General features: G+C 37.0%; 17 protein-coding genes and 2 pseudogenes. 6 read left to right on the top strand and 13 right to left on the bottom strand.

The annotated features are described in order from the left end of the window. Nucleotides 1–14: 14 nt before the first annotated feature. The 3 genes from F936_RS09825 to F936_RS09815 all read right to left on the bottom strand — a co-directional run bounded on the left by F936_RS09825 (nucleotide 15) and on the right by F936_RS09815 (nucleotide 3,639). Nucleotides 15–323 (bottom strand): helix-turn-helix domain-containing protein, encoded by a 309-nt coding sequence (locus tag F936_RS09825; protein WP_005040627.1) that lies wholly within the window; start codon nucleotides 321–323, stop codon nucleotides 15–17. Continuing rightward, nucleotides 320–1,651 (bottom strand): type II toxin-antitoxin system HipA family toxin, encoded by a 1,332-nt coding sequence (locus F936_RS09820; RefSeq protein ID WP_005047094.1) that lies wholly within the window; start codon nucleotides 1,649–1,651, stop codon nucleotides 320–322. Before F936_RS09820 ends, F936_RS09825 begins: the two co-directional genes overlap by 4 nt. Before the next feature lie 215 nt (nucleotides 1,652–1,866). Beyond that, entirely contained in the window at nucleotides 1,867–3,639 is a 1,773-nt protein-coding gene (locus F936_RS09815; RefSeq protein WP_005047085.1) for an amidohydrolase, read from the bottom strand. Between the two features lie 495 nt (nucleotides 3,640–4,134). Here F936_RS09815 and adeT1 point away from each other — a divergent pair, with 495 nt between their 5' ends. Continuing rightward, on the top strand, nucleotides 4,135–5,130 hold the full coding sequence (gene adeT1, locus F936_RS09810; RefSeq protein WP_005047079.1) for a putative multidrug efflux protein AdeT1: 996 nt from the start codon (nucleotides 4,135–4,137) through the stop codon (nucleotides 5,128–5,130). 43 nt (nucleotides 5,131–5,173) lie between these two features. On the opposite strand, the pseudogene F936_RS19530 reads toward adeT1, so the two are convergent. Further along, nucleotides 5,174–5,269, bottom strand: a pseudogene (locus F936_RS19530) (hypothetical protein); the annotation flags it as partial. Between the two features lie 130 nt (nucleotides 5,270–5,399). Between F936_RS19530 and F936_RS09805 the strand changes: the two are divergent. The 3 genes from F936_RS09805 (at nucleotide 5,400) to F936_RS09795 (ending at nucleotide 8,001) form a co-directional block, all read left to right on the top strand. Continuing rightward, a complete protein-coding gene (locus F936_RS09805; RefSeq protein ID WP_005047075.1) occupies nucleotides 5,400–6,035 on the top strand; it encodes a 3'-5' exonuclease in 636 nt (211 codons plus the stop codon). 213 nt (nucleotides 6,036–6,248) lie between these two features. Beyond that, the gene (locus F936_RS09800) at nucleotides 6,249–7,127 is read left to right on the top strand and encodes an alpha/beta hydrolase family protein (RefSeq protein ID WP_005047074.1); all 879 of its coding nucleotides are present in this window, start codon (nucleotides 6,249–6,251) and stop codon (nucleotides 7,125–7,127) included. 190 nt (nucleotides 7,128–7,317) lie between these two features. Next, a complete protein-coding gene (locus F936_RS09795; protein ID WP_005047072.1) occupies nucleotides 7,318–8,001 on the top strand; it encodes a hypothetical protein in 684 nt (227 codons plus the stop codon). A 127-nt stretch (nucleotides 8,002–8,128) separates the two neighbouring features. On the opposite strand, the gene F936_RS09790 is transcribed toward F936_RS09795, so the two are convergent. Beyond that, complete coding sequence (locus tag F936_RS09790) at nucleotides 8,129–8,677, bottom strand: TetR/AcrR family transcriptional regulator (RefSeq protein ID WP_005047071.1); 549 nt, start codon at nucleotides 8,675–8,677, stop codon at nucleotides 8,129–8,131. Between the two features lie 1,386 nt (nucleotides 8,678–10,063). Here F936_RS09790 and F936_RS09785 point away from each other — a divergent pair. Then, on the top strand, nucleotides 10,064–10,540 hold the full coding sequence (locus tag F936_RS09785) for a hypothetical protein (protein ID WP_005047069.1): 477 nt from the start codon (nucleotides 10,064–10,066) through the stop codon (nucleotides 10,538–10,540). A 149-nt stretch (nucleotides 10,541–10,689) separates the two neighbouring features. Then, complete coding sequence (locus F936_RS09780) at nucleotides 10,690–11,130, top strand: HD domain-containing protein (protein WP_005047067.1); 441 nt, start codon at nucleotides 10,690–10,692, stop codon at nucleotides 11,128–11,130. Between the two features lie 158 nt (nucleotides 11,131–11,288). Here the strand turns inward: F936_RS09780 and F936_RS09775 are convergent, their stop codons facing one another. The 8 genes and pseudogenes from F936_RS09775 to F936_RS09740 form a co-directional block, all read right to left on the bottom strand. Next, nucleotides 11,289–12,449, bottom strand: coding sequence for a hypothetical protein (locus F936_RS09775; RefSeq protein WP_005047064.1), 1,161 nt, complete (start codon nucleotides 12,447–12,449; stop codon nucleotides 11,289–11,291). After that, entirely contained in the window at nucleotides 12,446–13,774 is a 1,329-nt protein-coding gene (locus F936_RS09770; protein WP_005047061.1) for a TolC family protein, read from the bottom strand. Before F936_RS09770 ends, F936_RS09775 begins: the two co-directional genes overlap by 4 nt. Continuing rightward, nucleotides 13,771–15,357: pseudogene (locus tag F936_RS09765) on the bottom strand (GH3 family domain-containing protein). The gene F936_RS09770 and the pseudogene F936_RS09765 overlap by 4 nt, the downstream one beginning before the upstream one ends. Then, nucleotides 15,354–16,142 carry a hypothetical protein gene (locus F936_RS09760; protein ID WP_171061254.1) on the bottom strand — a complete coding sequence of 263 codons (789 nt, stop codon included), beginning with the start codon at nucleotides 16,140–16,142 and terminating at the stop codon, nucleotides 15,354–15,356. The pseudogene F936_RS09765 and the gene F936_RS09760 overlap by 4 nt, the downstream one beginning before the upstream one ends. Before the next feature lie 188 nt (nucleotides 16,143–16,330). Beyond that, entirely contained in the window at nucleotides 16,331–17,878 is a 1,548-nt protein-coding gene (locus tag F936_RS09755; protein WP_005047045.1) for a DHA2 family efflux MFS transporter permease subunit, read from the bottom strand. Between the two features lie 25 nt (nucleotides 17,879–17,903). Next, nucleotides 17,904–18,965: an HlyD family secretion protein gene (locus tag F936_RS09750; protein ID WP_005047044.1), complete on the bottom strand. Its 1,062-nt coding sequence runs from the start codon at nucleotides 18,963–18,965 to the stop codon at nucleotides 17,904–17,906. A 688-nt stretch (nucleotides 18,966–19,653) separates the two neighbouring features. Then, the gene (iaaH, locus tag F936_RS09745) at nucleotides 19,654–21,114 is read right to left on the bottom strand and encodes an indoleacetamide hydrolase (RefSeq protein ID WP_005047043.1); all 1,461 of its coding nucleotides are present in this window, start codon (nucleotides 21,112–21,114) and stop codon (nucleotides 19,654–19,656) included. 91 nt (nucleotides 21,115–21,205) lie between these two features. Next, a complete protein-coding gene (locus tag F936_RS09740; RefSeq protein WP_005047042.1) occupies nucleotides 21,206–21,925 on the bottom strand; it encodes a response regulator transcription factor in 720 nt (239 codons plus the stop codon). Nucleotides 21,926–21,941 lie beyond the last annotated feature (16 nt).

Below are 21,941 nucleotides of genomic sequence, written 5' to 3'. Positions count from 1 at the left end.
AATACTTTAGTTTCTTACTCGGATGGCTTTATAATTTTGCCAACAATATGTTCATGCGTAGGTACAAGACCTGCTTTTAGACCCAGTGGCTTAAACACCTTATCTAACACTGATTGAGTAAGTTTACCTTTGTCCTGCTCAATATCAGTTAAAGTCCGACGGCTTATACCCACCAAAGCAGCATATTGTTCTTGCGACAAACCCAGTACATTCTTTCGCAAATGCGACAGCAATTGTCCCAGCGTAATCTCACTCAATAAATATTGTTTATATAAATCGATAAGAACTTGCTGACGGTCTTGGGTCTGATTTTTTATATTCATAGCAGTTCCCATCTTTTCAATTTAGCTTCTATGTAATCAAATGACAGTGCTGGCATTTCAATAATTTGTTTTGGGACTCCTTTATCAACCAATCGTTGTTTTAGCCCAACTAGATTACGTGCCAAAGTCTTTAACTTGTCTAGAGATAAATTGGGATCACACCTAGGCGCAAGTTTTTGGGTAATTTGAGCCCAACGATATTCCCCCCCTTCTTCATACGGACTTCCCCAAGTGGTCGACCTTATCACTACTTCTGGATCGGCTTTCATGGGGGCAAAATCGTAAATAGGAGAAAGAGAAATTTTTCCAGATTTTTTTAGAAATGATGTATTGCGACCATGATTGTCTGAATTACCGAAAATAATATTCAGTAAGTCTCTTTGTAACCACTCACAAATGAATTGTGAAGCATCAAAATCTGAATCAATGCTACTCAGTAATCTACATAGATCTTCAATCACTTCAAAATGGTTAAGGTGACTACCAGAAGATTTATTTAGCACCGAATAAACAGATTCTAAGCCATGGCGATGCCATTGTTGATTACGCCATTCTGTATCAAACCTTGGTAGCCACAAAGAAGGATACTTTGTACCTTCAATGAGCTTCATTTGTGTTGTTTCAATCGTATTGAAACCTAATTCATTGAGTACCTGATAGTAATAATATTCGGCTCTGAGAATGTCACAATCAATCTCGCTACGTTTATTTCTCGGAAATTTCACTAAATAATGCTGATCTGGTTGATCAAAATTTTCTTGATAAGTATCAATCCAGACTTTTTGTTCTGGTGAAACTCGGATAAGTAATTTGGGAGCTTCCCCGCCTGCGCCAGTTGCACCACCACTAATGGCACCCATTTGCTGAGCGTACTCCAAAAAATCAATATTACGCTCAGCAACATCTTCCTTGCTAAAATAACGTAAATGTAAGGTTGATTCTGGATTTATAGGTGGAAGTGCTTCTTTAATCCGTAAATTACCAACAGGAGCAATTCCCCCTTTTTCTAATAAAATACTATCTTGCTCGGCATGGGTTAACCGTTGTAAATCTAGATAATTCACCCAATAACGTCGTGCAGCACCAGAAGGCACGATATCATCTAAAAAACCAAACCATGTGCTCGATTCATGTTTTACAAGAATTTGTACAGGAAGTGATAGACTACAGGCATGCTCATCTCGTCTGTCTAAATATTGAATTGCATAATCCAATTCATATTCTAATTCACTGCCACTCGTTGAACCCAACTTAGGTTCTAGCAGTTTTAGGTCTGCTATATCTACCCAGTTTTTATCTAGTAAGGCTTGTATTGTTAATTTTTTCATGGCAGTAAATGAGCAAATATTTTCTCAAAAATACTATAAAAAAGAGATTTTGTGAATATATTTGCGCATTTCCATTTAAATATCTAAATTTTGCGCAAATTTTTGCTCATTACTATATTTGTAATATGAAGCGAATTTTAGCAATACTGCTTTATAAAGCTGCCCAGTGAGTGAGCTGATTTCTCCTCAGCCCACTTAAAACCTAAATAGCCTGATTACTGTTGATAGACTTTCTTCCCATTAAAAATAGTCCATACCACCTTTGTTTCAGCCAACTGTTCAGGTGAAACTTTAAAAATATCTCGATCTACTAAAATCATATCGGCTTTTTTGCCCGGTTCGAGCGTGCCGATGCGTTTATCTAAATAAAGTGCCTTAGCCGAATTAATCGTATAAGCCTTAAATACGGTATCTCGATCAATCGCTTCCGCTGGGTTTAAAATATCTCCTTCAATTCCTTTTCTTGTAATTGCTGTAGCCATGGCAACAAAAGGATTGGCGGTTGAAACTGGTGCATCGCTTGCGCCTGCAATTGTCGCGCCGTTAACCAACAACGAATGTGCAGGATACATCCCCTTATAAGAAGCTGCATCAATATAAGGTTTTACCAGTTCTTTGTTAAAACTGTCTTCGTAGGCCCATGCTAGTTGCATAGAAGCAATCACATTGTTTTGTTTAAAGCGCTTATAGTCTTTAGGGTCTACGAGCTGGAGATGAGTAATACTATGTGGGACATTGCTCTGACGTTTTGAACGAGCATATTCAATTGCATTTAAAGATTCCTGTACAGCTCTATCCCCAACGGCATGGATATGAACCAGCATATTTCGCTTGTCAGCTTCATCCACAACTAACTTAAAGGTATTTGGATCAAATAATAAAGTCCCTTGCTTGTTACTATTAGAATATCGGCCAAGTAGTGCAGCCGATTGGGCGGGAAACTCTAACACTCCATCCGCAAATACCTTTACACCAATTAAATTAAAGTTATCTATGTTTTTATATTTACTATTGATTGACTCAATGATGTTAAAAACTTGAGGCGTACTTTTTGAGTTAATTACATGTAACCCAGAAACTCGCGCCGTTAACTCTCCTTTCTGAGATAATTCTTTATACATTGGAATCATCCCTAATGTTTCCTCTGTATTTTTAATATTGGTAATTCCCTTATTGGGACTGGCATTCGCAGCAATATCCATCCATGCCGTGATGCCTAAACTGTTATAGTATTTGATTGCTTCTTTAGAGCCTTTATAAAGCAGATCATGTGATACAGATGGAATTTTATCACTCACCATATCCCAGCCTGAATCGACCACAAATCCAGTTGGCTCAAATTTTTCATTATGTGCAATATTTTGCTGATCATCTGGGCTTAATTGCTGAATGAAGTTTGCGTCTATACCTGCTTTTTTTAAAAGTGCTTGGTTTGCCCATGCTGTATGATGGTCGCTACCCACTAAGGCAATTGGGCGATCTTTCCATTCATTATTGTTAAATACATTGGAGAGTTGGTCAGCTAATTCCCAATATTCTGACGATAGACCATTTAAAAATAGAACATCTCCAGCAACACCCGTACCATCCAGACTCGATTGTCTAAGTTTTGCTTCCACCTTGGAAATATCTATTGTTATATCGTCACTATCCATGGTTGCTAATACAGCCTCTACACCAGAAGCTAAAGCATGAATATGACTATCAATTAAACCTGGCATTAAAACCTTGTTATCAAGGTCAAAAACTTGTGTCTTGCTATCTGCAATTTTTTTAATTTCTTCGTTACTACCCACTTTTATAATGGTTCCATCATGGGCAACGGCGATTGCTTGCTGAAAAGAGTCTTTATCTTTAGCGGTATAAATTTTTCCATTAATATAAATACTTTCAGCACCAATATTGTCGGCACTATCATTGTCTGTACATCCCAAGTTTATAAAGAGCAAACCTAGGCTGAGTGCTAAAAATCCTTTTTTAAATCTCATATTTAACTCCAAAAAATAATTTAAATTCTAATAATCGTTTTCCAATCTTCTTGTTGATATGTTTACATCCAGTCTTTGAGCACTTAGGTCTATCCATCGACTACGGTTTGCTTATCATTGATACCTTTAGATAGTCCAATGCGATGCTTTGCACTACTCGCTAGAATCTCTATCTCACTGTTTGATAGGCCCGTTAGTCTTGAGCCCATAATTGCAATTTTTGTTTTTAAGATTTCCATAAATTAATCTCCATTCGGTAATGGATAAACTAATTTTTAAGTTTATTTAAGGATATAAAAAGAATAGAGAAAATACCGCTTTATGAGATTTTTGTCCGTAAAGCGGACAAAAAATATTCTAAAAAATAATTAAATGACTTGCTAACCCTAAGCTGTCTTTTGACTTTTTCCCTTAAAATTTTTGTTTAAATGTCATATCTAATCTGACCCAGATTTATAAAATAAATTTTATAATTTAAATAATGGATAACTAAATATGGATCGTTTTAAAATTATTTTATTTATTACAAGTACATGTTTAACAACAACTCTTTATGCAAAACAACAAGTCGTCTGTGTGTTTGACCCAATTGGTAAATCGGGAGATGCTTTCGCTTTAGCCAAAGATTATGCACTTGAGGCCAAAAATTGGGGAGCTGATCTATCTTTAAAAGCATATGTTGATGAACGAGTTGCGGCTGAAGATTTAAAAGTTGGAAAATGTGATGGCGCTATTATTAGTGGCTTACGTGGTCGTCAGTTTAATAAATATACAGGATCTTTAGATGCAGTTGGCGCATTAACAAATATGAAAACGGCAATTAATGCCTATAAGCTGTTGTCCTCACCAATGGCCGCAAAAAACATGGTTGTAGGTCCTTACGAAATTGCAGGCTTAGGAACAATTGGGCCTGCATATTTATTTGTAAATGATAGAAGTATCAATACACTCGCTAAAGCTGCCGGTAAAAAAATAGGTGTATTTAAATATGATGAAGCCCAACCAAAGCTTGTTCAACATGTCGGTGGTCAGGCTGTATCTGTAGACGTCACCAATGCGGGTGCGAAATTTAATAACCATGAAATTGATATTGTCCCTGCTCCTATTGTTGCATTTAAACCTTTTGAACTACACAAAGGTTTAGGTGAGAAAGGAGCTATCATTCGTTTCCCTTTAACTCAAATTTCGGCAAACTTCATTATTCGTAAAGATCAGTTTCCAGCAGGTTTTGGGCAAAAGTCGCGAACTTGGGTAGCCAGTCAATTAAATAGAACCTTTCGCATTATTGCTAAATATGAAAGTGATATTCCTGCAAAATATTGGATGGATATTCCTAAAAACGAACAATTAAATTATATGAAAATGATGCGCGAAGCACGGATACAGCTAACCAAGGCAGGTATCTATGACCCTAAAATGATGAACTTTTTGAAAAAAGTGAGATGTAAAGAAAACCCAAGTAATTTTGAATGTACGTTAAACGATGAATAAACACTCAAAACATATGCACATCTTATTTTAAGAGGTTCTACCCTCAGTTATTCATTTCCTCTCGGGCTTGTTGTGGCGTTTTACCCGGCCACTCTTTATAAGCCCGTGTAAATGGGCTGTGCTCGGCATAACCTAACAGCTAAACATATCACTTACTAATATAATTTCAATATTAAGATAAGTTAACTTAGTGCTATCTTTGACTTAAAGCTATTATGATGAAAAGTATTGTGCTTTTAATACCTAATTTCTAATAGAGAAAGCGTTTTATGAATGTTTCGCCAATCATTGTACTTGATTTCGAGACCACAGGAGTCAGCCCTGAGGCTGGCGATCGTATTACAGAAGTTGCGGCTTTACGTATTGTAGAAGGTGAAATCACAGAACGTTTTGTTTCATTAATAAACTGTGGTGTAAATATTCCATACTACATCACAAAGTTGACTGGTATTACTCAAGATATGGTTAATCATGCTCCTTTAGTGGAAGAAGTCATTCCTTCTCTATTGGACTTTATTGGAACAGATCCTTTACTTGCTCACAATGCAGGATTTGATGAGAAATTCCTAAAAGCAGAAAGTATTCGACAGGAGTTAAATCCATCACACAATGGACTTATTTGTTCTTTGAAACTTGCTCGCCGTATTTTACCTCATCAACCCAGTTATCGACTTGGGGCAATGGCAGACTTATTCAATATTAAGTTTAATGGCACAGCTCATCGTGCAGAAGCAGATGCTGAAGTTACGGCTCAATTATTCAACTATCTTTGTACGAATATTTGTCACACATATGGCTTCAATAGCATTGATCAAGATTTATTGTTAGCTATTAATAAACTTACTATATCTAGAGTACCGAAATACCTAAAAAATATAGCTGCTCAATCCTTACTTCTTAAATAGCAATCCATAGGCGATATTCCCTGCTAATTTACAGGTGTCCTCATGACAAATTTAAGATCTCATTTTCGACATAAATCAAAAATCTATCGAAGCCTTTCCGCATTCGGAGGGAATCCAATTTAGCAAAAACAATTAATAAACTTATATATTGATTTTAAATTTCAATAGTTAGAGAATCACGCATACTTATAAATAACTACAATAGAGTTCTATATGCCTCTTAATAAGAAAAAGATCTTGTTTTACATCTTCCCTTTAATTTTAGTTATTGGCTTCTATGTCTTTTTTCGTATATCTATTCTTCCTTATATTTATACCAAACAAGCGCAGCATCAACTTTTAACAGCAAATAATCAAATAACTGAAATTTATTGGAAAGAACCAGAACTCTTAGCTAATAAAAAGTATCCAGCAATTATCTTTTTACATGGCATTCAAAAAGATAAACAAGGTGCTAAAGCCTTTGTACGCTCTGGCTTGTTAAATGAATATAGTAAAAAGAACTTTTTCAGTGTTGCTGTATCTATGAGTGGATATGGTGAGTCCTCTGGAAAATCAGATTTTTGTGGTAAAGCTTCACAAAATAATCTTATACAAGCCATTAATTTTGCTCGCTCACAACCTCATGTTGACCCTAATAAAGTTGCGGTGATTGGTATTAGTTGTGGCGCGTCTATAGCAAATGTCGTGGCTGACTCTGGAAAGATAAACGCTTTGATTCTGGTATCGGGCTTTTATGATTTTAAAGGTATGTATGCTCAGTGGCGTTCTAACACTAGAACGCTACCGTTGAATGTAATGAAAGAAATAAATGAATCCATTACTGCTGCAAAAAATATAGAAACTGCATCAGCGGCTAGATCATCGTTACCGATTTCATCACAATATCCACCTACTCTTATATTTGTTAGCACTAAAGACCCAATTGTTGACCCAAAACAAAGTACTCAGCTTCATCAATTACTCGACAATAAAGGTATTCCGAATACTTTAGAACTTATTCATGGTGCCAAACATCCAGTCCCTGCTAATGTCTGGAAAACTAAAAGTGATTCATTTTTGGAAAAGAATTTGGATATAAAAATTAAGTGATAAATGGGCTGCTCTGTAGATATCTTATATCAGCCCCCAAACAAGCCTTTTATGTATTTTAAAAAGTAAAAGAAAAGTTATGTACTCAAACTATACGCGTCAAATTGTGACGCAATACTGACCTTTCTATCTGGATACTTTTTAACTTTTTTGTTTAGATAAAGACCTATTAATAAATTGGAGGTTACATATGGAGTGGTTTAAAATAATATTAGAAGCTTTAGTAGGGCTTGGTATTTTAGGGACAGTTGTTAAATGGTTTTTTTCACCAAGATTTCGTATTGAACTAAAAAAGAAAAATTTCGAAAAAGATAAGATAGAGTTGGATAATTACTTGGATGCATGTGAAAAATTCAACAAAGATGAAAATTCATTGCAACCTATTCAATTCCAATATATCACTAATCAATTTTTGGGAACTAAGAGATATCACTATAGTTTGTTTAATAAAAGAATTAATAATTTATGGAATTTCAATAAGCTTTTTTCAGACTTAAATTTTAGTTATTTCTTTATGAAACAAACTATAGTAAATGACCAGGTATATTTAGAATATGTTTTTAAAGAAAAAACAATTGAGAAAATCAAATCAACTGCAATAACAATACTTATTTTTGCTGTATTAGTTTATTTAGGTTTAATAATATTTGAAGTTTTTTTCCTTCAAGATTTAATTTTAAGTAAACGCATAGATAATAATACATATTCATTTTATAAAATTCTTTCATGTGTAGTATATGTCGGTCTGATCTTAGGAGCATCATACTTTGGCGGTAAAGCAAGTACCGCTCTATATTTGAAAGATATTTTTGATATTAAGGATAAAAATATTAAACTTGAAAATCGCAGTTCAACAATACGTTTAGATAGTTAAATTATTCCAGCACTTTATTAGATAGCATTAATAGTGTTTAGAAATTGCATTAACTATTGATCAAAATTAAATTTGGTCAATAGTTAATATTATAAAATCACAGAACAGAATTTTATAGCGTTTTCTCTCACCCCATCCCCCTCAAAAACACCTCTAACACCCTTTCATCCACCTCATCCGAACTTAAACGCTGAATAACAGCGCCTTCGATTAGATATAAAAATAATTTGGCATCAGTAAAAGAAACATCGGCGTTAAGTGCTCTAAGCAGGCTATATATTTCGTTGGTGAGCCATATTCTATATCGCACGGCGGTTATGTAGGCTTTTGGATGAGTCAGTTTTGTTTCAAAAATAGCTTTAAATAACAGGTAATACAGCCCGTCTAGGTCTGCATGTAAAAGATAGAGTTTTTTGAGTTTATCCATTGCGTTTGTGCTGCGGTCGTATTCGACCACTGAAACCACTTTTTCTTTTAAGCGTTCTTTTTGCACAATCAGGCAAATTTCGATCAACCGTTCTTTAGAATGAAAGTAGTTATAAAAAGTCGCTTTGGTAACTTCACACTCTTTCACAATTCTGTCGACGCCGACCAGATGAAACCCGTCGTAGTGAAATAACTCAATTGATTTATTTACAACTTTTAATGCACGTGTTGGGAGAAATAAATGTGGCATATTTTTACCGTTATAAAATTATTGTTGTATATAAATGAGATATAAAAACCGCTGCCTTTTGGGAGAAAAAAAAGGCATAGCAAAGCCTTAAAGACTATGCTTGGCACATCTCAAGTTTTAATTGTCTAAGTTTTAAGTAATAACAAGCTAAAGCCTGAAAAAGCCTTACGGCGATCAAGCTGCTTTAATGGTTTTAAGCTGTGTCGTTATAGCTTTTGGCAAAGGCTGCCAATAAATGATGGATGTGCAAAGCCAACTCCTTTTTATTGGGAGTTCTGCCAAAACATTAGAATTATGGTGGCAGAACGGAAGAGGGTTCGCAGACTGGTTAAGACATCCAGCACACCCGAGGGTGTCCCTCTCCCGTCCTACCGCTACGGGAGGGAACGAGATGTGCACACAAAACTATTCCTCAGAAGAAATAATCCTGATGTGGTCTTAAAACGGTCTGCGACAACCGACTGGCAATGTAGGCCAGCCCGCAAATGGTAATCTTCAATATTTAAGGTGTCAATGTGAAATTGGCTAGAAATTATTTAAATAGTTATTATTTTTCATTTAATTAGATAATTAAGGAGATTCTTAAGTAATATTTACAATCAAGTTTTATATCATTAAGTTAAAGTTTAAAATTTCAAAACTTAAGGCCTAGTTTGGCTTAAATATTGGACAACTCTTTTCTTTTATGAGTTTATGAAAGCAAGTAAAAGATAATCTGCACTATTTAAAGGATCTACAATTACCTCCTATATATTAACAACGTAATTAATAAAATTTTAAAATTAATGGATTTTATTTTCATAGCACTAATATTTATAAATATTTCTATCTAAATAATTATTATGTATAAAATATCTATTATTTTTAATGATTAATATTTATTATAGCACCACCCAATTAGAACCTATAAAAACCACATTTAAATTAAAATATTAATGCAACTTAATAATAGCTCCATAAATTTAATCAGACTAAATAAAAATATAAATATTAACAATCTCAAATACTTACAATACAAAAAACAATAATGTTATTTTTAATTAGTGCTTCAATTATCAATATTAATCACATTTCAATTAAAAGTTATCTTTCTTGATAAAAAATAAAACCATTTCCACATCAAAAAACAATATAGTGAAAAAACCCCAATAAAAAATAATTTGTATCAAAAACAATTTAATTTTGAATAAATAATATATTAACCACCCAACTCAAATGGTATTTTAATAAAGACAAAATATAACCCTAAGGCATACAAATAAATCATACTTTAAACGCTTTATAACCAATGGTATTTAAAATACCAGACAAAGCATCCAGCGCGATTACTTTTATAAACAATAAAATAAAGCGATTGGGTAAAACATAATTTAAGAGGATTTAATCATGTCAACTTCATCCAACACTGTTGTTATTACTGATGATACTGGGCTATTAACCAATATCACATATATTGATGGTTCTGTTGTATATACAGACGGCGAAACCTGTGATCCGCCACCCTCCATTACTAAAAAAGGAAATGTTTGGACTATCACTTTAGACTGTAACCGTAGCGGCTCTTCGCAGGTTGCTGATAAATATGTTGAACTATTACAAAAAGGTAGTCACATGTTTGCTGATAGTCAAAGTAGTGGCGACACGCCTAGCAAGCTTAACTTTTACTTTGGCGTTAATTTGCAAACTTCGTCGGCTTCCATTCCCGTATATCTCGCTCAAGGTCACTATGTTGGACATAACAATTGGTGGTTTGGTAGCCTAGCCGTAACTAATATTGGTGGAAATAAACCTGTTCTATTAATCAATGGTACGAACGTCGCTTTAACAGGCGGTAATAGCTCATTCACTTTATCAAATATTTAAAACTTATGAATTCATTTAAAAATGAGCAGTCTCATTTCGGGGCTGCTTTTTATATATGCCTATTTGAGTATTCAGTATAAAATTATTACTTAAGCGACCAAACTCCCAAATTAGGCCGCGTCATATACTTAAAGTGATAAGAGCAAAAAATGACTCAAAATAAAGTTGAATTAGCAGAGAAATTGTCAAAAGAATCGCATCAAGGTCAAAAGTATGGTCCTCATGATTACTTTGATTACCATATTAAAGGTGTAGTCAATTCATTAATTGAGCATCGATTTTCAGAAGTCTATATTGTTACAGCCCTTCTACACGATAGCGTTGAAGACACACCTCTTACCCTAGACAAAATCGAAAGTTTGTTCGGAAAAGAAGTCCGTGATGCCGTTGATGCATTAACTAAACGGGAAACTGAAACACGCGAAGAATATTTAATTCGTTGTAGTTTGAATCCGATCGCTCGAATCGTGAAACTTCATGATGCAGCCTTTAATGCGCATAACTCACATAAGGACAATAATCACTCACGAGTAGATTATTACCTTCAAACCATGTTAATTGTTTCAACAGCCCAAGATAGGTTGGAATGAAAAGGTCGAATTAGCTAAGTTTATAAAATATAAGACGATCAATTTGATTTTGTAACGTAATCAAAATTACCATGAAAAAAGATTCTTGCTCTAGCTAACATTCACCATTTTGCGCATATATTTGCTCATTTATGATCTACGGCGAATCTCTCTCAAAGTTAAATACGCCCGACTTCTAAATATGGAATCAAGTTTTTATCAAAATGTGGTCGTGGGTCGCCTTCATAACTAATAAAACCATGCATTCCTGTTAAACGCTCACCTTTATAAAACTGGTTTAGCTGATAGCGCGGGTCTTTATGTGAAAGCGTAAAGCTCACCACACCAACACCCTGCTGTTTTGACTTGTTATAGGCATCTTCGAGCATTTTATGATGCAAAGCCAAATCTTGTGGATGGCACATAAGCGTATGTAGCATATGGTACTTGATAGAGTCACCCAGTTTAGGCAAACGCATGCCCTTAGTAATTGGTGTCAACAAGTTATAAACGGGTCTAAAAATTCCAATGACCGAGCTGTAATGTAAAATTTTGGTTTGCTTAATGCTATGCTGATCCCATAAGCCAAACATGCCCACCAGTTTTTCACCTTTAAAATAAAGCAAAAAGTCTGAAAGTTTTATCCCTGAAAAATACTGATGCCCTTGGGCGAGTTCTTCAAAGTTATAAGCTGGAATAAAGTTATAAAACTCTGCCATGTCGGCAACAAACTGATTCATGGCTTCTACATGTTTAGCTTCGGCTACACAGGACTGAATTTCTTGTATGTCACTTTGCTTAGAAGCTTGCTTTAAGAAAGCCGTGATTTTTCTTTTTGCACCCGTGTCGGTCAGACTTAATGTCTCGATGAGCCCTTCATCATAATAATCGGGCATCCCCGTTTTGCCTGTTTGAATGGCAGCGCGCGCCGCGTGGTTATCATCAAAAATAATCATTTGGCTATAGTTCGGTTCATGCATGGTCTGTTTTACATGCTTTGCCAAAACCTTAACCAGTGATTTGCCGCGATAGTTGTGGTCTACCCGCAAATCACCAGCGTATCGTAAGTTTTGTACGTTCCGATCGACATAACATGGGCGATGACCATTGCTATAACAAGCGACATGCTTCTGACTCTCAGTGTCTTCAATCACGACATGCAATTTATGTCGATACACAATGTCAGACGCTCTAAAATAACTGGGTTCACGCTGAAAGCTAATTTGTATGCCTTTGGTGGTCATGGGTACGGCGATCAAGTCTCTTAAAGCCTGATCGTCTGCCAGAGTTGCTTCTCGGGTAATCAGGGTATTATCAGCAAGTGGTGGATTTGTTTTCATTCATTATTCACCTGTTGTGCGGTCTGTACGGGCACTAAGTTATTTAAACGCCCCATTTGGTCGAGTAGCTGATAGACAAACACGACTTCGTCTTGGTCATTCACTGTTTTCTGGGTTTGTACATCGAGTAGCTTCTGCTCGGTATTGAGCAAATCAAACGTGGTTTTGGTGCCGACATCAAACTCTTTACGTGTGTAGACAAAAGCAATCGACGCGGCCTCTATGGCATTTGCCAGTGCTTCTTTATTTTGTCGAATGGTTTGAAGCTGCGCATAGCTCGTGCGTGTACGCTTATTCAAATCTAGTTCAAGACTTCGCGTTTTTTGGTTCGCCAAATCTATATCGGCCTGTGCTTTTTTGACATTGGCCCGATTTAAGCCATCATCATAGAGCGGTACATTGAGCTGCACCCCAACCATATAGTTATTACTTTCAGAACCAATATAGCTTGCTTCATCTTGCTTTCCGGCACGACTGGTGAGCATGACTGTTGGCCAGAGTTCACGTTTAGTTAAAGCATATTGTTTCTCGGCAGCCTGCTTTTCGTATTTGCTACGCATTAAAGCTGGATGATTTTTGGTTTGAGCCAAAATTTCATCTAAGTTAGCGGGAATAGCGGGTAGTTTCTTAATTGCAGCAAGGTTTTCAGGCGTTACACCTGTCACTTGATAAAACTGTGCTTCGCTTACGGTTAAGTTAGATTGAGCTTGTGTAATATCGGCTTGTCCTTGGGCAACTTGTGCCAAAACCTGAGCCAAGTCCGCGCGGGTAATCATACCCACGTCAAAACGGCGCTTAGATTCATATAAAGACCGTTGCAGATTCGCCATGGTCTTTTGTCTAAGTTCTAAAATCGCTTTCTTTTTTAATACGTCGGTATAAACCATCACAGTATTTAAGATAGTTTCCGATCTCTGGTCTGACAAACCTTGGTTTTGCGCAGAAAGCTGACTTTCGGCAACATCTATTCCTAAACGGTGTCGTCCAGAGGTATAAATCGGATAATCTGCCTGCAATTGTAAACTTCGACCTTTACGGTTTCCTTCAGTTGGAAACAGGACTTGTGAAGGCGTATCTATTCTTTCATAGTCAAGTTGCCCGACTAAATTGACTTTAAGCCCATCACGCTGTTTCGCTTGTTCAAGCATAGCGGTTGACTGGTTCACGCTTAAACGGCTGACTTCAAGCTGACTTTCATGTCTTAAGCTGGCAGACAATGCCTCGTCTAGAGTCATGGCATGTGTATTCGACACAAGCAACACGCCAAGATACAAGGCGTGTCGAAGTGTTAAAACCCGAGTATTAAATTGCTTCATCCCTTTCATAGTTGTTCCAAACTATTGAGGGTGACTTTTTTGAGTGGTTCAGGCTTGATATTGCCTTCGATAATGCCGTCAAACATGACCAATTTTTTGTAGGCATTCCAACCATTATTTGCTTGGCGAATTTGAGGCTGGTCGAGCTGTCCCAAGTTCCGCGCAAGTTCATAATGGAAGTTTTGACGCAAGATACTGTCGATATATTCATTGCTAATGCTGTGATGAATTTCACCTTCAAACAGCACACAATAAAACGGCTTAACGTGTTGCTCGGTATCAATCGCTAGTAAAGAAATTGCTTTCGATTGGGTTTCATTTAACTGCGACAATAATTGCTGAGCTGTTTCAGGTGCGAGTTTCTCACCGACCAGATCTACACCAAAACGGCGGCCTTGGAACTCAAAACATGGGATTTGCTCTATAAAGCCAGTCACGCGTAAGCAATCATCCATACAGTAACGAAGCAAGCCATTGCCTGAGGTAATGAGTGGACTCACCACATCACCTTCTTCCAGTTCCCACGATGGAATGATTTGACCTTGTTTGTCATCCTCTAAATATTCAAATTCATAGAAGTGACTTTGATACGCCAGTGGGTATTGGTCGTTATAGGGAATAGTCACTACGCCTTCCGTCGCCCATAGACCTTTTCCTTCAAACTGAACACTGGGTAATTTCTCTTGTAATTTTTCGGCCCAAGCTTTTGAACCTGCTGTATCCCAACTCGACACTAAACTTAACTTTGGCCATAGCTGCTTGAAGTCGATCTGTTCGCCGTTTGAACTGTCAATTAGGGCTTGAGCGCTTTCAGGACTATGCGGTGCGGTCACTTCTTTTAATGAAGCCTGACGATTGCCTCATGAACCACTTTGTAAAACTTCAATCACGTCTTGTTGTAGTAACTCCAAACGCTCAAGCAATTGCAGCGCAAAAGTTGGACTCCACACCGAGATCATGGCTAAGTTACGGTTTGCCACCAAATAGCAAATCGTGGCAAAGAGTGCATCATCAGCATTGGCTGCAAATGCAACATTACTTGGAACCGCTTGGGTAAACTTAGATAAAATTCGCTTACCTACACCCAGTAGCGCACTATCATCATTTAAGTTTTTATCTTTTAAAACTTCACGCTGGCTTTCAGGTAACCATGACACCGACCAGTAATGCGTTCCCGAACTCAGCTCCGGACATTTACGGTATAAACTCGCCATCCACGGCGCAATCGCATGGTCAAGCTCATCTAAAAACAGCTTGGTGTATGGAATAAACTTGATTTGTTCACTCGAGCCACTGGTTGGTTGGAAACGAACCAGCTTACTGCTAGATAGTGAAAGCTTTTGCTCACGATAACGTTGAATGTCTTCTCGCCATGCGCCATAACGTGTCGCAGGAAATGATTTTACAAACTGCTCATAGTTTTGAACTTTCTTATCTTTAGCAAATGTAGAGGTCTGTAAGATCGAATGCAGGATTTGACGTTGTGTCGCTTCTAACGCATTAAACTGTTTTTGAAAATTACGATCGGATGCATCACACCATTTTTTTAAAATCAGATGCGAACCCAAAGTTAGCCATTCATTAGATTTCATTGGATGGCCTCTCTACGTTTTGTTTTATGTGTTACACAGGCTTCAAATTTTCCTTTACTCGTGGGTTTGGTGATGAGCTTTACTGGGAAACGTGCAAGATCTTTCCAGCCTAATCGACCAATACACGGTAATTCTGTACCCGCACTCCATGTTGGATTCATCTGCTCAAAGAAATGAATATTTGGGTTCTTTTGTCTCATTTCGGCAGTAATCGGTGCGACTTCACCTTTTAATGGTTGATAGTCATCACCAAAGTTGAGTAAGCCAGCTTGACGGTCGTAGTATTCCCCAAAGAATTTCTCACAGTAGTGCTCGACTACTTCCGAGAGATGCTGGTTTTCATCTTTAATGTTTGGGTAATACACATAGTAGTTATTGGCGAGTAAGAGGTAGGTTTTATAGCCTTTAGAAATGAGTAGCCAATAGAGTTCGTTAAATGGATATTTGATTCGAAGCTTGATCATGAGTTTGAGCATGGTACTTTGCAGACTACGTGTACCCCAAAACTTCTTCAAAATGACAGTATCACCGCTAAATAACACAGTGTAGTCTTTACCGTTTAAATAGAAGTGCTGCACAACAACGGTTGAGAACCCCACAATCTCATCTGTTTCCGAGTCAAAAATTAAGATCGCACCACTTTTATTTTTAAAATCATCTACGAAAATAGAAAATCTCGTATTTTCATAATACTGTTCGTAAATGGAATACATCACTTTTAATCGCTCAGTATCGATTTGCTCTTTTTCAAAATATTGACCATAGGTACTATTTTTCAGGTTCAATTTTGAAATCAATTTATACGTTGTATTAATCATAATCCTTTAACCTTCCACCTCTAATTTGCGAGTTTCCCGATCTCATCTACCGATATGAGAAAACTCATAAAAATGTTCTTTTTCTATGAAGGGATACGTTTTGATATGCCCTATTGTTTTTCATTCTTTGAAAGCTGCCTTTTATTTCTAAATAGCTACATATTCATTTTCTTCCCCCGATCCATAAAGATGGTTAAAAAGGCGGTCACAAACATGATGATTGCGAGCATGCGTAATAAATCATTAAAACTAGATGTAAGCGCTTGAAAATGAATGTCACGATAGATCACGCTGAGCGCTATTTGCTGTGCATTTGAGCCGACTTCCTGATATTGCGCCGTGAGCTGATCGAGTCTTTCTGTAAAGATCCAATTCTGCGGGGTCATCGACTGATTAATCTGGGTAACATGAAGCGCAGTCAGCCAGTCTAATGATGAGTTAATCAGCGCTAGTCCAACCGCTCCGCCAATATTGCGCATCAGGTTATAAATACCGCTGGCGTCGGCAACTTTACTCAGTGGTAAGGTGCTCATGGCTAAATGCGAAACCACAATCAAGCAGATCATCAGACCAATGCCACGATAGATTTGCGGCCAGAACATAAAGTCATAATCGCTGTGAATGTTCAAATGTGAATTGAGCCACACACCAAAACCAGCCAGAATCATTCCGACAAATACAGTTTTGCGGGTATCAAAATTGGGAATGAGCCACGCAAGAAATGGCGCAAAGCAGGACATGACAATGCCTGTCACCATCATGACGTGACCAATCTGGCTACTGTTCATTTCACGGACTTGCCCAAGAAACACTGGAATCATGTAACCCAAGCCATAAAGCGCCATACCAATCACAAAAGTCGTGATGGCACTTAATGTAAAGTTCTTATTCTTAAATACGGATAAATCGAGCAAAGGCTTAGGCTGGGTAAAACTTCTAGAGAAGAAGATCATGCCGCCCACAACACAGACCATGAAAGCAATCCGAACGCCTGGATCTGCAAGCCAGTCGTGCCGTGCACCTTCATCAAGGAAATATTCAAGCCCGCCCAAAAACATCGCCATGCCAATGAGGCTGAACCAGTCCATGCTTTTGATGAGTGAATGATTCGCACGGTCGATATTTGGACCTGAGTAGATGACCGTGGCAATGATAATGCCCGGAATAATATTAATCAGGAACATCCAGTGCCATGAGAAGTTATTGGTTAACCAGCCGCCAATAGTTGGGCCGATGGCTGGACCTAAAGTACTGATCATTCCAAACATAACCAAAGGCAATGAACGTTTTGCTTCGGGAAAAAGTAAGTACAACGCCGTCATGGAGGTTGGAATCATCCCGCCGCCCATAAAGCCTTGAATGCCACGGAAAACCAGTAAACTCTCTAAGTTCCATGCCAACGCACAAAGTAAAGAGCTGATGGTGAAGCCAATTGCACAGATGGTGTAATACACCCGTGTTGAAAGCACGCGTGAGACAATACTCGACATTGGAATCGCGATAATTTCGGCAATCAAATAAACAGTTTGCACCCAAGTCACTTCATAGCGGCTTGCACTCATGCCGGCTTGAACTTCGTTTAGAGAACTCGCCACAATCTGAATATCAAGAATCGCCATGAAGTTGCCAAAAATCATGGCAGCAAAAATTGCCCAAGCCGTCTTTGCGGGAAACTTCCACTCAGCGTCAATATGCTTATTCATTTCTTATTACCTAAAAATTTTATTATTACGTTCTTAGGTCAACCGTAGCGCTAACCGACATTCCAGGTTTTATAAGATCAATATGCGGACTTGAATCTATGGCAATACGTACAGGAATACGTTGCACAACCTTGTTAAAGTTGCCTGTGGCATTGTCTGGTGGCATGAGTGAGAAAGTTGCACCAGAGGCTGGAGAAAAGCTTTCAATTGTTCCGCTGTAAGTCAGGCTTGGGTAAGCATCAAGTTTTAATTTAACTTTCTGACCAATATGCATTTTTTCAATTTGAGTTTCTTTGAAGTTCGCTTGTACATACAAACTATTTTCAGGAATAATCGCCATTAAGCGGGTTTGCGGAGAAACACGCGAACCTTTCTGGATCGCAAGGCTTCCTATTTTCCCTGCGACTGGACTCACCACTTTTGATGAAGCCAAATCAATTTGATAAAGATTTAAGTTTGCATTGGCACTTTGAATATCTGCCAAAAGTTGCGCTCTACTGGCCTGTAAACTACCCAACTGAGCTTCTGCTGCATTTACGGCGGCTTGAGCCTTGCTTAATTGTGCTTGAGCCGTTAAGTACTGAGATTGAACCCCTTCAAAATTTTGGCGGGTAATTACCCCATCTTTTAATAAATCTTGATAACGTTCAAAATCTTTTCTTAAGCGAGATAAGTCTGCTTGTGCCGCAACAACGCCACTATTTGCTTCAGTAATGGAAGACTTGGCAGACTTTTCATTTTGTTGTTGTACGCCTAGCGCTGCTTCTTTTAAGCTCACAGCAGAGCTAGCCTGATCATAACGGGCTTGATAATCGCGGTGATCTAATACAGCTAAAGTTTCCCCTTTCTTTACAAACTGATTATCGTTAATTAATAACTCCATCACTTCGCCTGAAATCTTTGGCATTACCCAAGTGACATCAGCTTGCACATAAGCATTATCAGTAGATTGATAAAATCGGTATACAAAAAAATAATATATAATGCCCGCGACTAAAAATAACAGCAGGACACTAAAAACACCCCAAGTTATCTTTTTTCGACTTTGGAAATTAGTATCAGTTTCTAGCTGAGCTACGTTATCCATATTCATTCCGTTTATTTGTAATATTTGATTTTTTATTTACACCAATAAACTATTAGCGTCTTTTTTACGTAATTTTTCACTTGGTTTATTCAATGAATCGTGAAAGCGTAAAATTTGGTGCAAATTATGATTCTTAAATCGATTAAATATCATTGACCGTTTTGACATATATTTTTTCTATTTGCGCCAATAGATTGCATGCTATAAAAAATATGTTTAAAAATTATGTAATTTTATATTTTTTGAAATTTCCATTTACAACCCATTATCTAAAAATTTAAATTATTAATTTTAATCAATAACTTAATGTAGTTATTTTTCTTATTAAAGTGATTAATTGACAGGAAAATTCATCGTACTAATATTAAAAATCAGCCTTCAATTTGTAGTACTTATGTAGAATTAATTAAGGTAATGTGTAATTTTAAAAAGGGTTATCGATAAGTTTTATAATATTTATATAAACATAAAATATAAATGTTCTTATTTATCAAAATAGTTAAACAAAACTTATTAAAGATGTATTTTAATAAATTTATGATTAACTATATTAAGTGGAATAGCAGAGAAATTCTAAGCCAACATCCTTTCAAGAAACTAAGCATTATTAACAAATAAAATTAATCTTAAAAAAGAGTTACTTTTAACTCTTTTTTATTTAAAAAATAGAGAATTATCAGTTTATTTTTTACTTATTTAAAACCCTAAAAATTTCTTCTAAAGTCACGCCAATCGCAAGTATTTCACTATCCTGATGAGGTAAGCCATCGATCTCCAACCCAATTGGTAGTTGCGATTTCGCCCCCTTTCCAATGGGTAAACTCAGTCCAGGTAATCCGATATTACTGCCGGGGTCTGTATTTCGAATCAGTGTTTGGAAATTTTCAATTGAACTGACTTGCTCGTTTACTAGCGGTGCAACGATGGCTGATGTTGGGAACAATAAAGCATGTAAATTATGCGCTTTAAATGTGTTTTGATAGAGCTCCAGCAATTGTGGACGAGCTTCACTGATGGCTTTTTTATACAAAGGTAAAACAGGAACAAGTTGACCAGTCTGATCTTGAATTAATTGGGGAAGGATATTCTGTTTAAAAAGTGCCTGTACATCTGGGCTTGAGATCTGATTGATCACCGACTCTAAGGTCAGGTCTATATGATGATGTTTTAAATATTGAATAAGGTCATATTTACCCTCATAGATGACCACGGGAAATGAAATAGCGTGATTAAGTTGTTTTAAATTCGGCATATCGACAGTAACAATTTCGACTCCCGCATCTTTTAAAAGCTCAAGTGCAATATGAGCTTGTTGATGAACGTCTTCATCTAAATGATTCCAAAAATATGGATTGATACCGAGCCTAATTTGATGAGGTAGTAATGGTTTTTTTCTTGGCTCTTGAGTAATGAGCTGATCAATTAAGATAATGTCAGATACTGTATGTGCCATAGGGCCGGCAGTATCCCGTGTATGTGAAATTGGGGTAATACTGTCTTGTGAATATCTTCCTACCGTTGGACGAAAGCCGACACAACCATTTAGAGCGCTTGGCAATCGAATAGAAGCACCAGTATCTGTACCAATTGCAATCGGAACCATTCCCGCGGCAACAGCCACAGCACTACCTGAAGAAGACCCGCCAGCAATATGTAATGGGTTTACGGCATTTCGTGTACCTACAACACCCTCTATATGCATAGCAGTATTATAACCTGTTACCCCAAAGGCCAATTCGTGCATATTGGTTTTACCAACAATGATCGCGCCGTGATCAATGAGCTTTTGAATAATCGGTGCAGAGCTTTGAGGCTTAAAGTAGGCTAAAGCTGGTGTGCCTGCACTGTTAGGGAAACCTTCAACATGAATATTGTCTTTAACCGCAATTAAAATGCCCATCAAAGCTGGACATGGTTTTCCGCTAAGTAGATATTTATCCCAATATTGAGCTTGTTGAATTGCTGAAGCTTTATCTGTACTAATAAATGCATTTAAAGATTGCTGTTTTTCAATAGTGGCGAAGTAATGATGGACGAGCTCTTCGCAAGATATTTTTCTTTCATGAATCAATTTAGTGATGACATCAACTGAAGCATTTACTAAACCTTGTGATTCAATCCAATTATTTTTTTCAACTGCATTTGACATGATGACTTAAAATCCATTTAAGTTGCGATTTTAAGAACTTAGTACAAATTGCTCATTCATTCGTATCCTCAAAATTGAGGATTGTTTTGCTTTAATGTTGAATGAGCAAAGCCATTTCAGTGCGATTATTGCAGCCTATTTTTCTCATAGAATTATTCAGATGGGTTCTTAAAGTGGTAAAACCAATACCAAGTAAACTTGCCACCTCTTTATCACTCAAACCTTTAGAGACCAAATGAACCACTTCTTGTTCACGTGGAGTCAGACCATATTGTGTTGATAAATCAGTGGGTAAGGCTTGAGTAAAATAAGGTTCAAGTAGGCTTAATATTCTTTTTTCACGCTCCCCAAACATGTCAGCGTCTTTTGCACGCCAAATACGTAAATCGCCAATATCCATACCATTTCGGACAAAATAAATATTTATGCCGTGATACAAACCATAGGTTTTTAAAAACTCATTGTAATAACTGGTTTTTTTAAGGTCTACGAGAGGCATGACTTCGTTTACAAATGTCGGTTTCTGGAGTTTATGAAGCTGTGCAGTAATAGGGTCATCAAATTGCCAAATACACTCATAGTCTTCCATCGCTTTTGGGTCGATTTTCCATATCACACCTTCTTTCGATAAGTTATGCGTTGAGTCCCAAATATACGATGCGGCAAAATCAGCCCGTAATAAGGTAGCAATATCTGCAATGATATTTTCACGTAAATTATATTGCCCTTTTCCTGAGCCAAGTTTCCATAATATTTCAGAAAACAATGTAAACTCAGATGGGCTGAAATCCTTTTCTAAAAGTGCGGTCATCGTCTACCTATTTAAC

This window comes from Acinetobacter calcoaceticus DSM 30006 = CIP 81.8 (genome assembly GCF_000368965.1).
Lineage (GTDB): Bacteria > Pseudomonadota > Gammaproteobacteria > Pseudomonadales > Moraxellaceae > Acinetobacter > Acinetobacter calcoaceticus.
This window is presented reverse-complemented; position numbering and strand designations above follow the sequence as displayed.

Excerpts from the sequence above, each read along its gene's own strand:
- F936_RS09755 (WP_005047045.1), bottom strand. The coding sequence starts at position 17,878 with ATGAATAAGCATATTGACGCTGAGTGGAAGTTTCCCGCAAAGACGGCT.
- F936_RS09815 (WP_005047085.1), bottom strand. The coding sequence starts at position 3,639 with ATGAGATTTAAAAAAGGATTTTTAGCACTCAGCCTAGGTTTGCTCTTT.
- F936_RS09780 (WP_005047067.1), top strand. The coding sequence starts at position 10,690 with ATGACTCAAAATAAAGTTGAATTAGCAGAGAAATTGTCAAAAGAATCG.
- F936_RS09805 (WP_005047075.1), top strand. The coding sequence starts at position 5,400 with ATGAATGTTTCGCCAATCATTGTACTTGATTTCGAGACCACAGGAGTC.
- F936_RS09785 (WP_005047069.1), top strand. The coding sequence starts at position 10,064 with ATGTCAACTTCATCCAACACTGTTGTTATTACTGATGATACTGGGCTA.
- F936_RS09800 (WP_005047074.1), top strand. The coding sequence starts at position 6,249 with ATGCCTCTTAATAAGAAAAAGATCTTGTTTTACATCTTCCCTTTAATT.
- F936_RS09775 (WP_005047064.1), bottom strand. The coding sequence starts at position 12,449 with ATGAAAACAAATCCACCACTTGCTGATAATACCCTGATTACCCGAGAA.
- iaaH (WP_005047043.1), bottom strand. The coding sequence starts at position 21,114 with ATGTCAAATGCAGTTGAAAAAAATAATTGGATTGAATCACAAGGTTTA.
- adeT1 (WP_005047079.1), top strand. The coding sequence starts at position 4,135 with ATGGATCGTTTTAAAATTATTTTATTTATTACAAGTACATGTTTAACA.
- F936_RS09790 (WP_005047071.1), bottom strand. The coding sequence starts at position 8,677 with ATGCCACATTTATTTCTCCCAACACGTGCATTAAAAGTTGTAAATAAA.
- F936_RS09750 (WP_005047044.1), bottom strand. The coding sequence starts at position 18,965 with ATGGATAACGTAGCTCAGCTAGAAACTGATACTAATTTCCAAAGTCGA.
- F936_RS09740 (WP_005047042.1), bottom strand. The coding sequence starts at position 21,925 with ATGACCGCACTTTTAGAAAAGGATTTCAGCCCATCTGAGTTTACATTG.
- F936_RS09820 (WP_005047094.1), bottom strand. The coding sequence starts at position 1,651 with ATGAAAAAATTAACAATACAAGCCTTACTAGATAAAAACTGGGTAGAT.
- F936_RS09770 (WP_005047061.1), bottom strand. The coding sequence starts at position 13,774 with ATGAAAGGGATGAAGCAATTTAATACTCGGGTTTTAACACTTCGACAC.
- F936_RS09825 (WP_005040627.1), bottom strand. The coding sequence starts at position 323 with ATGAATATAAAAAATCAGACCCAAGACCGTCAGCAAGTTCTTATCGAT.
- F936_RS09795 (WP_005047072.1), top strand. The coding sequence starts at position 7,318 with ATGGAGTGGTTTAAAATAATATTAGAAGCTTTAGTAGGGCTTGGTATT.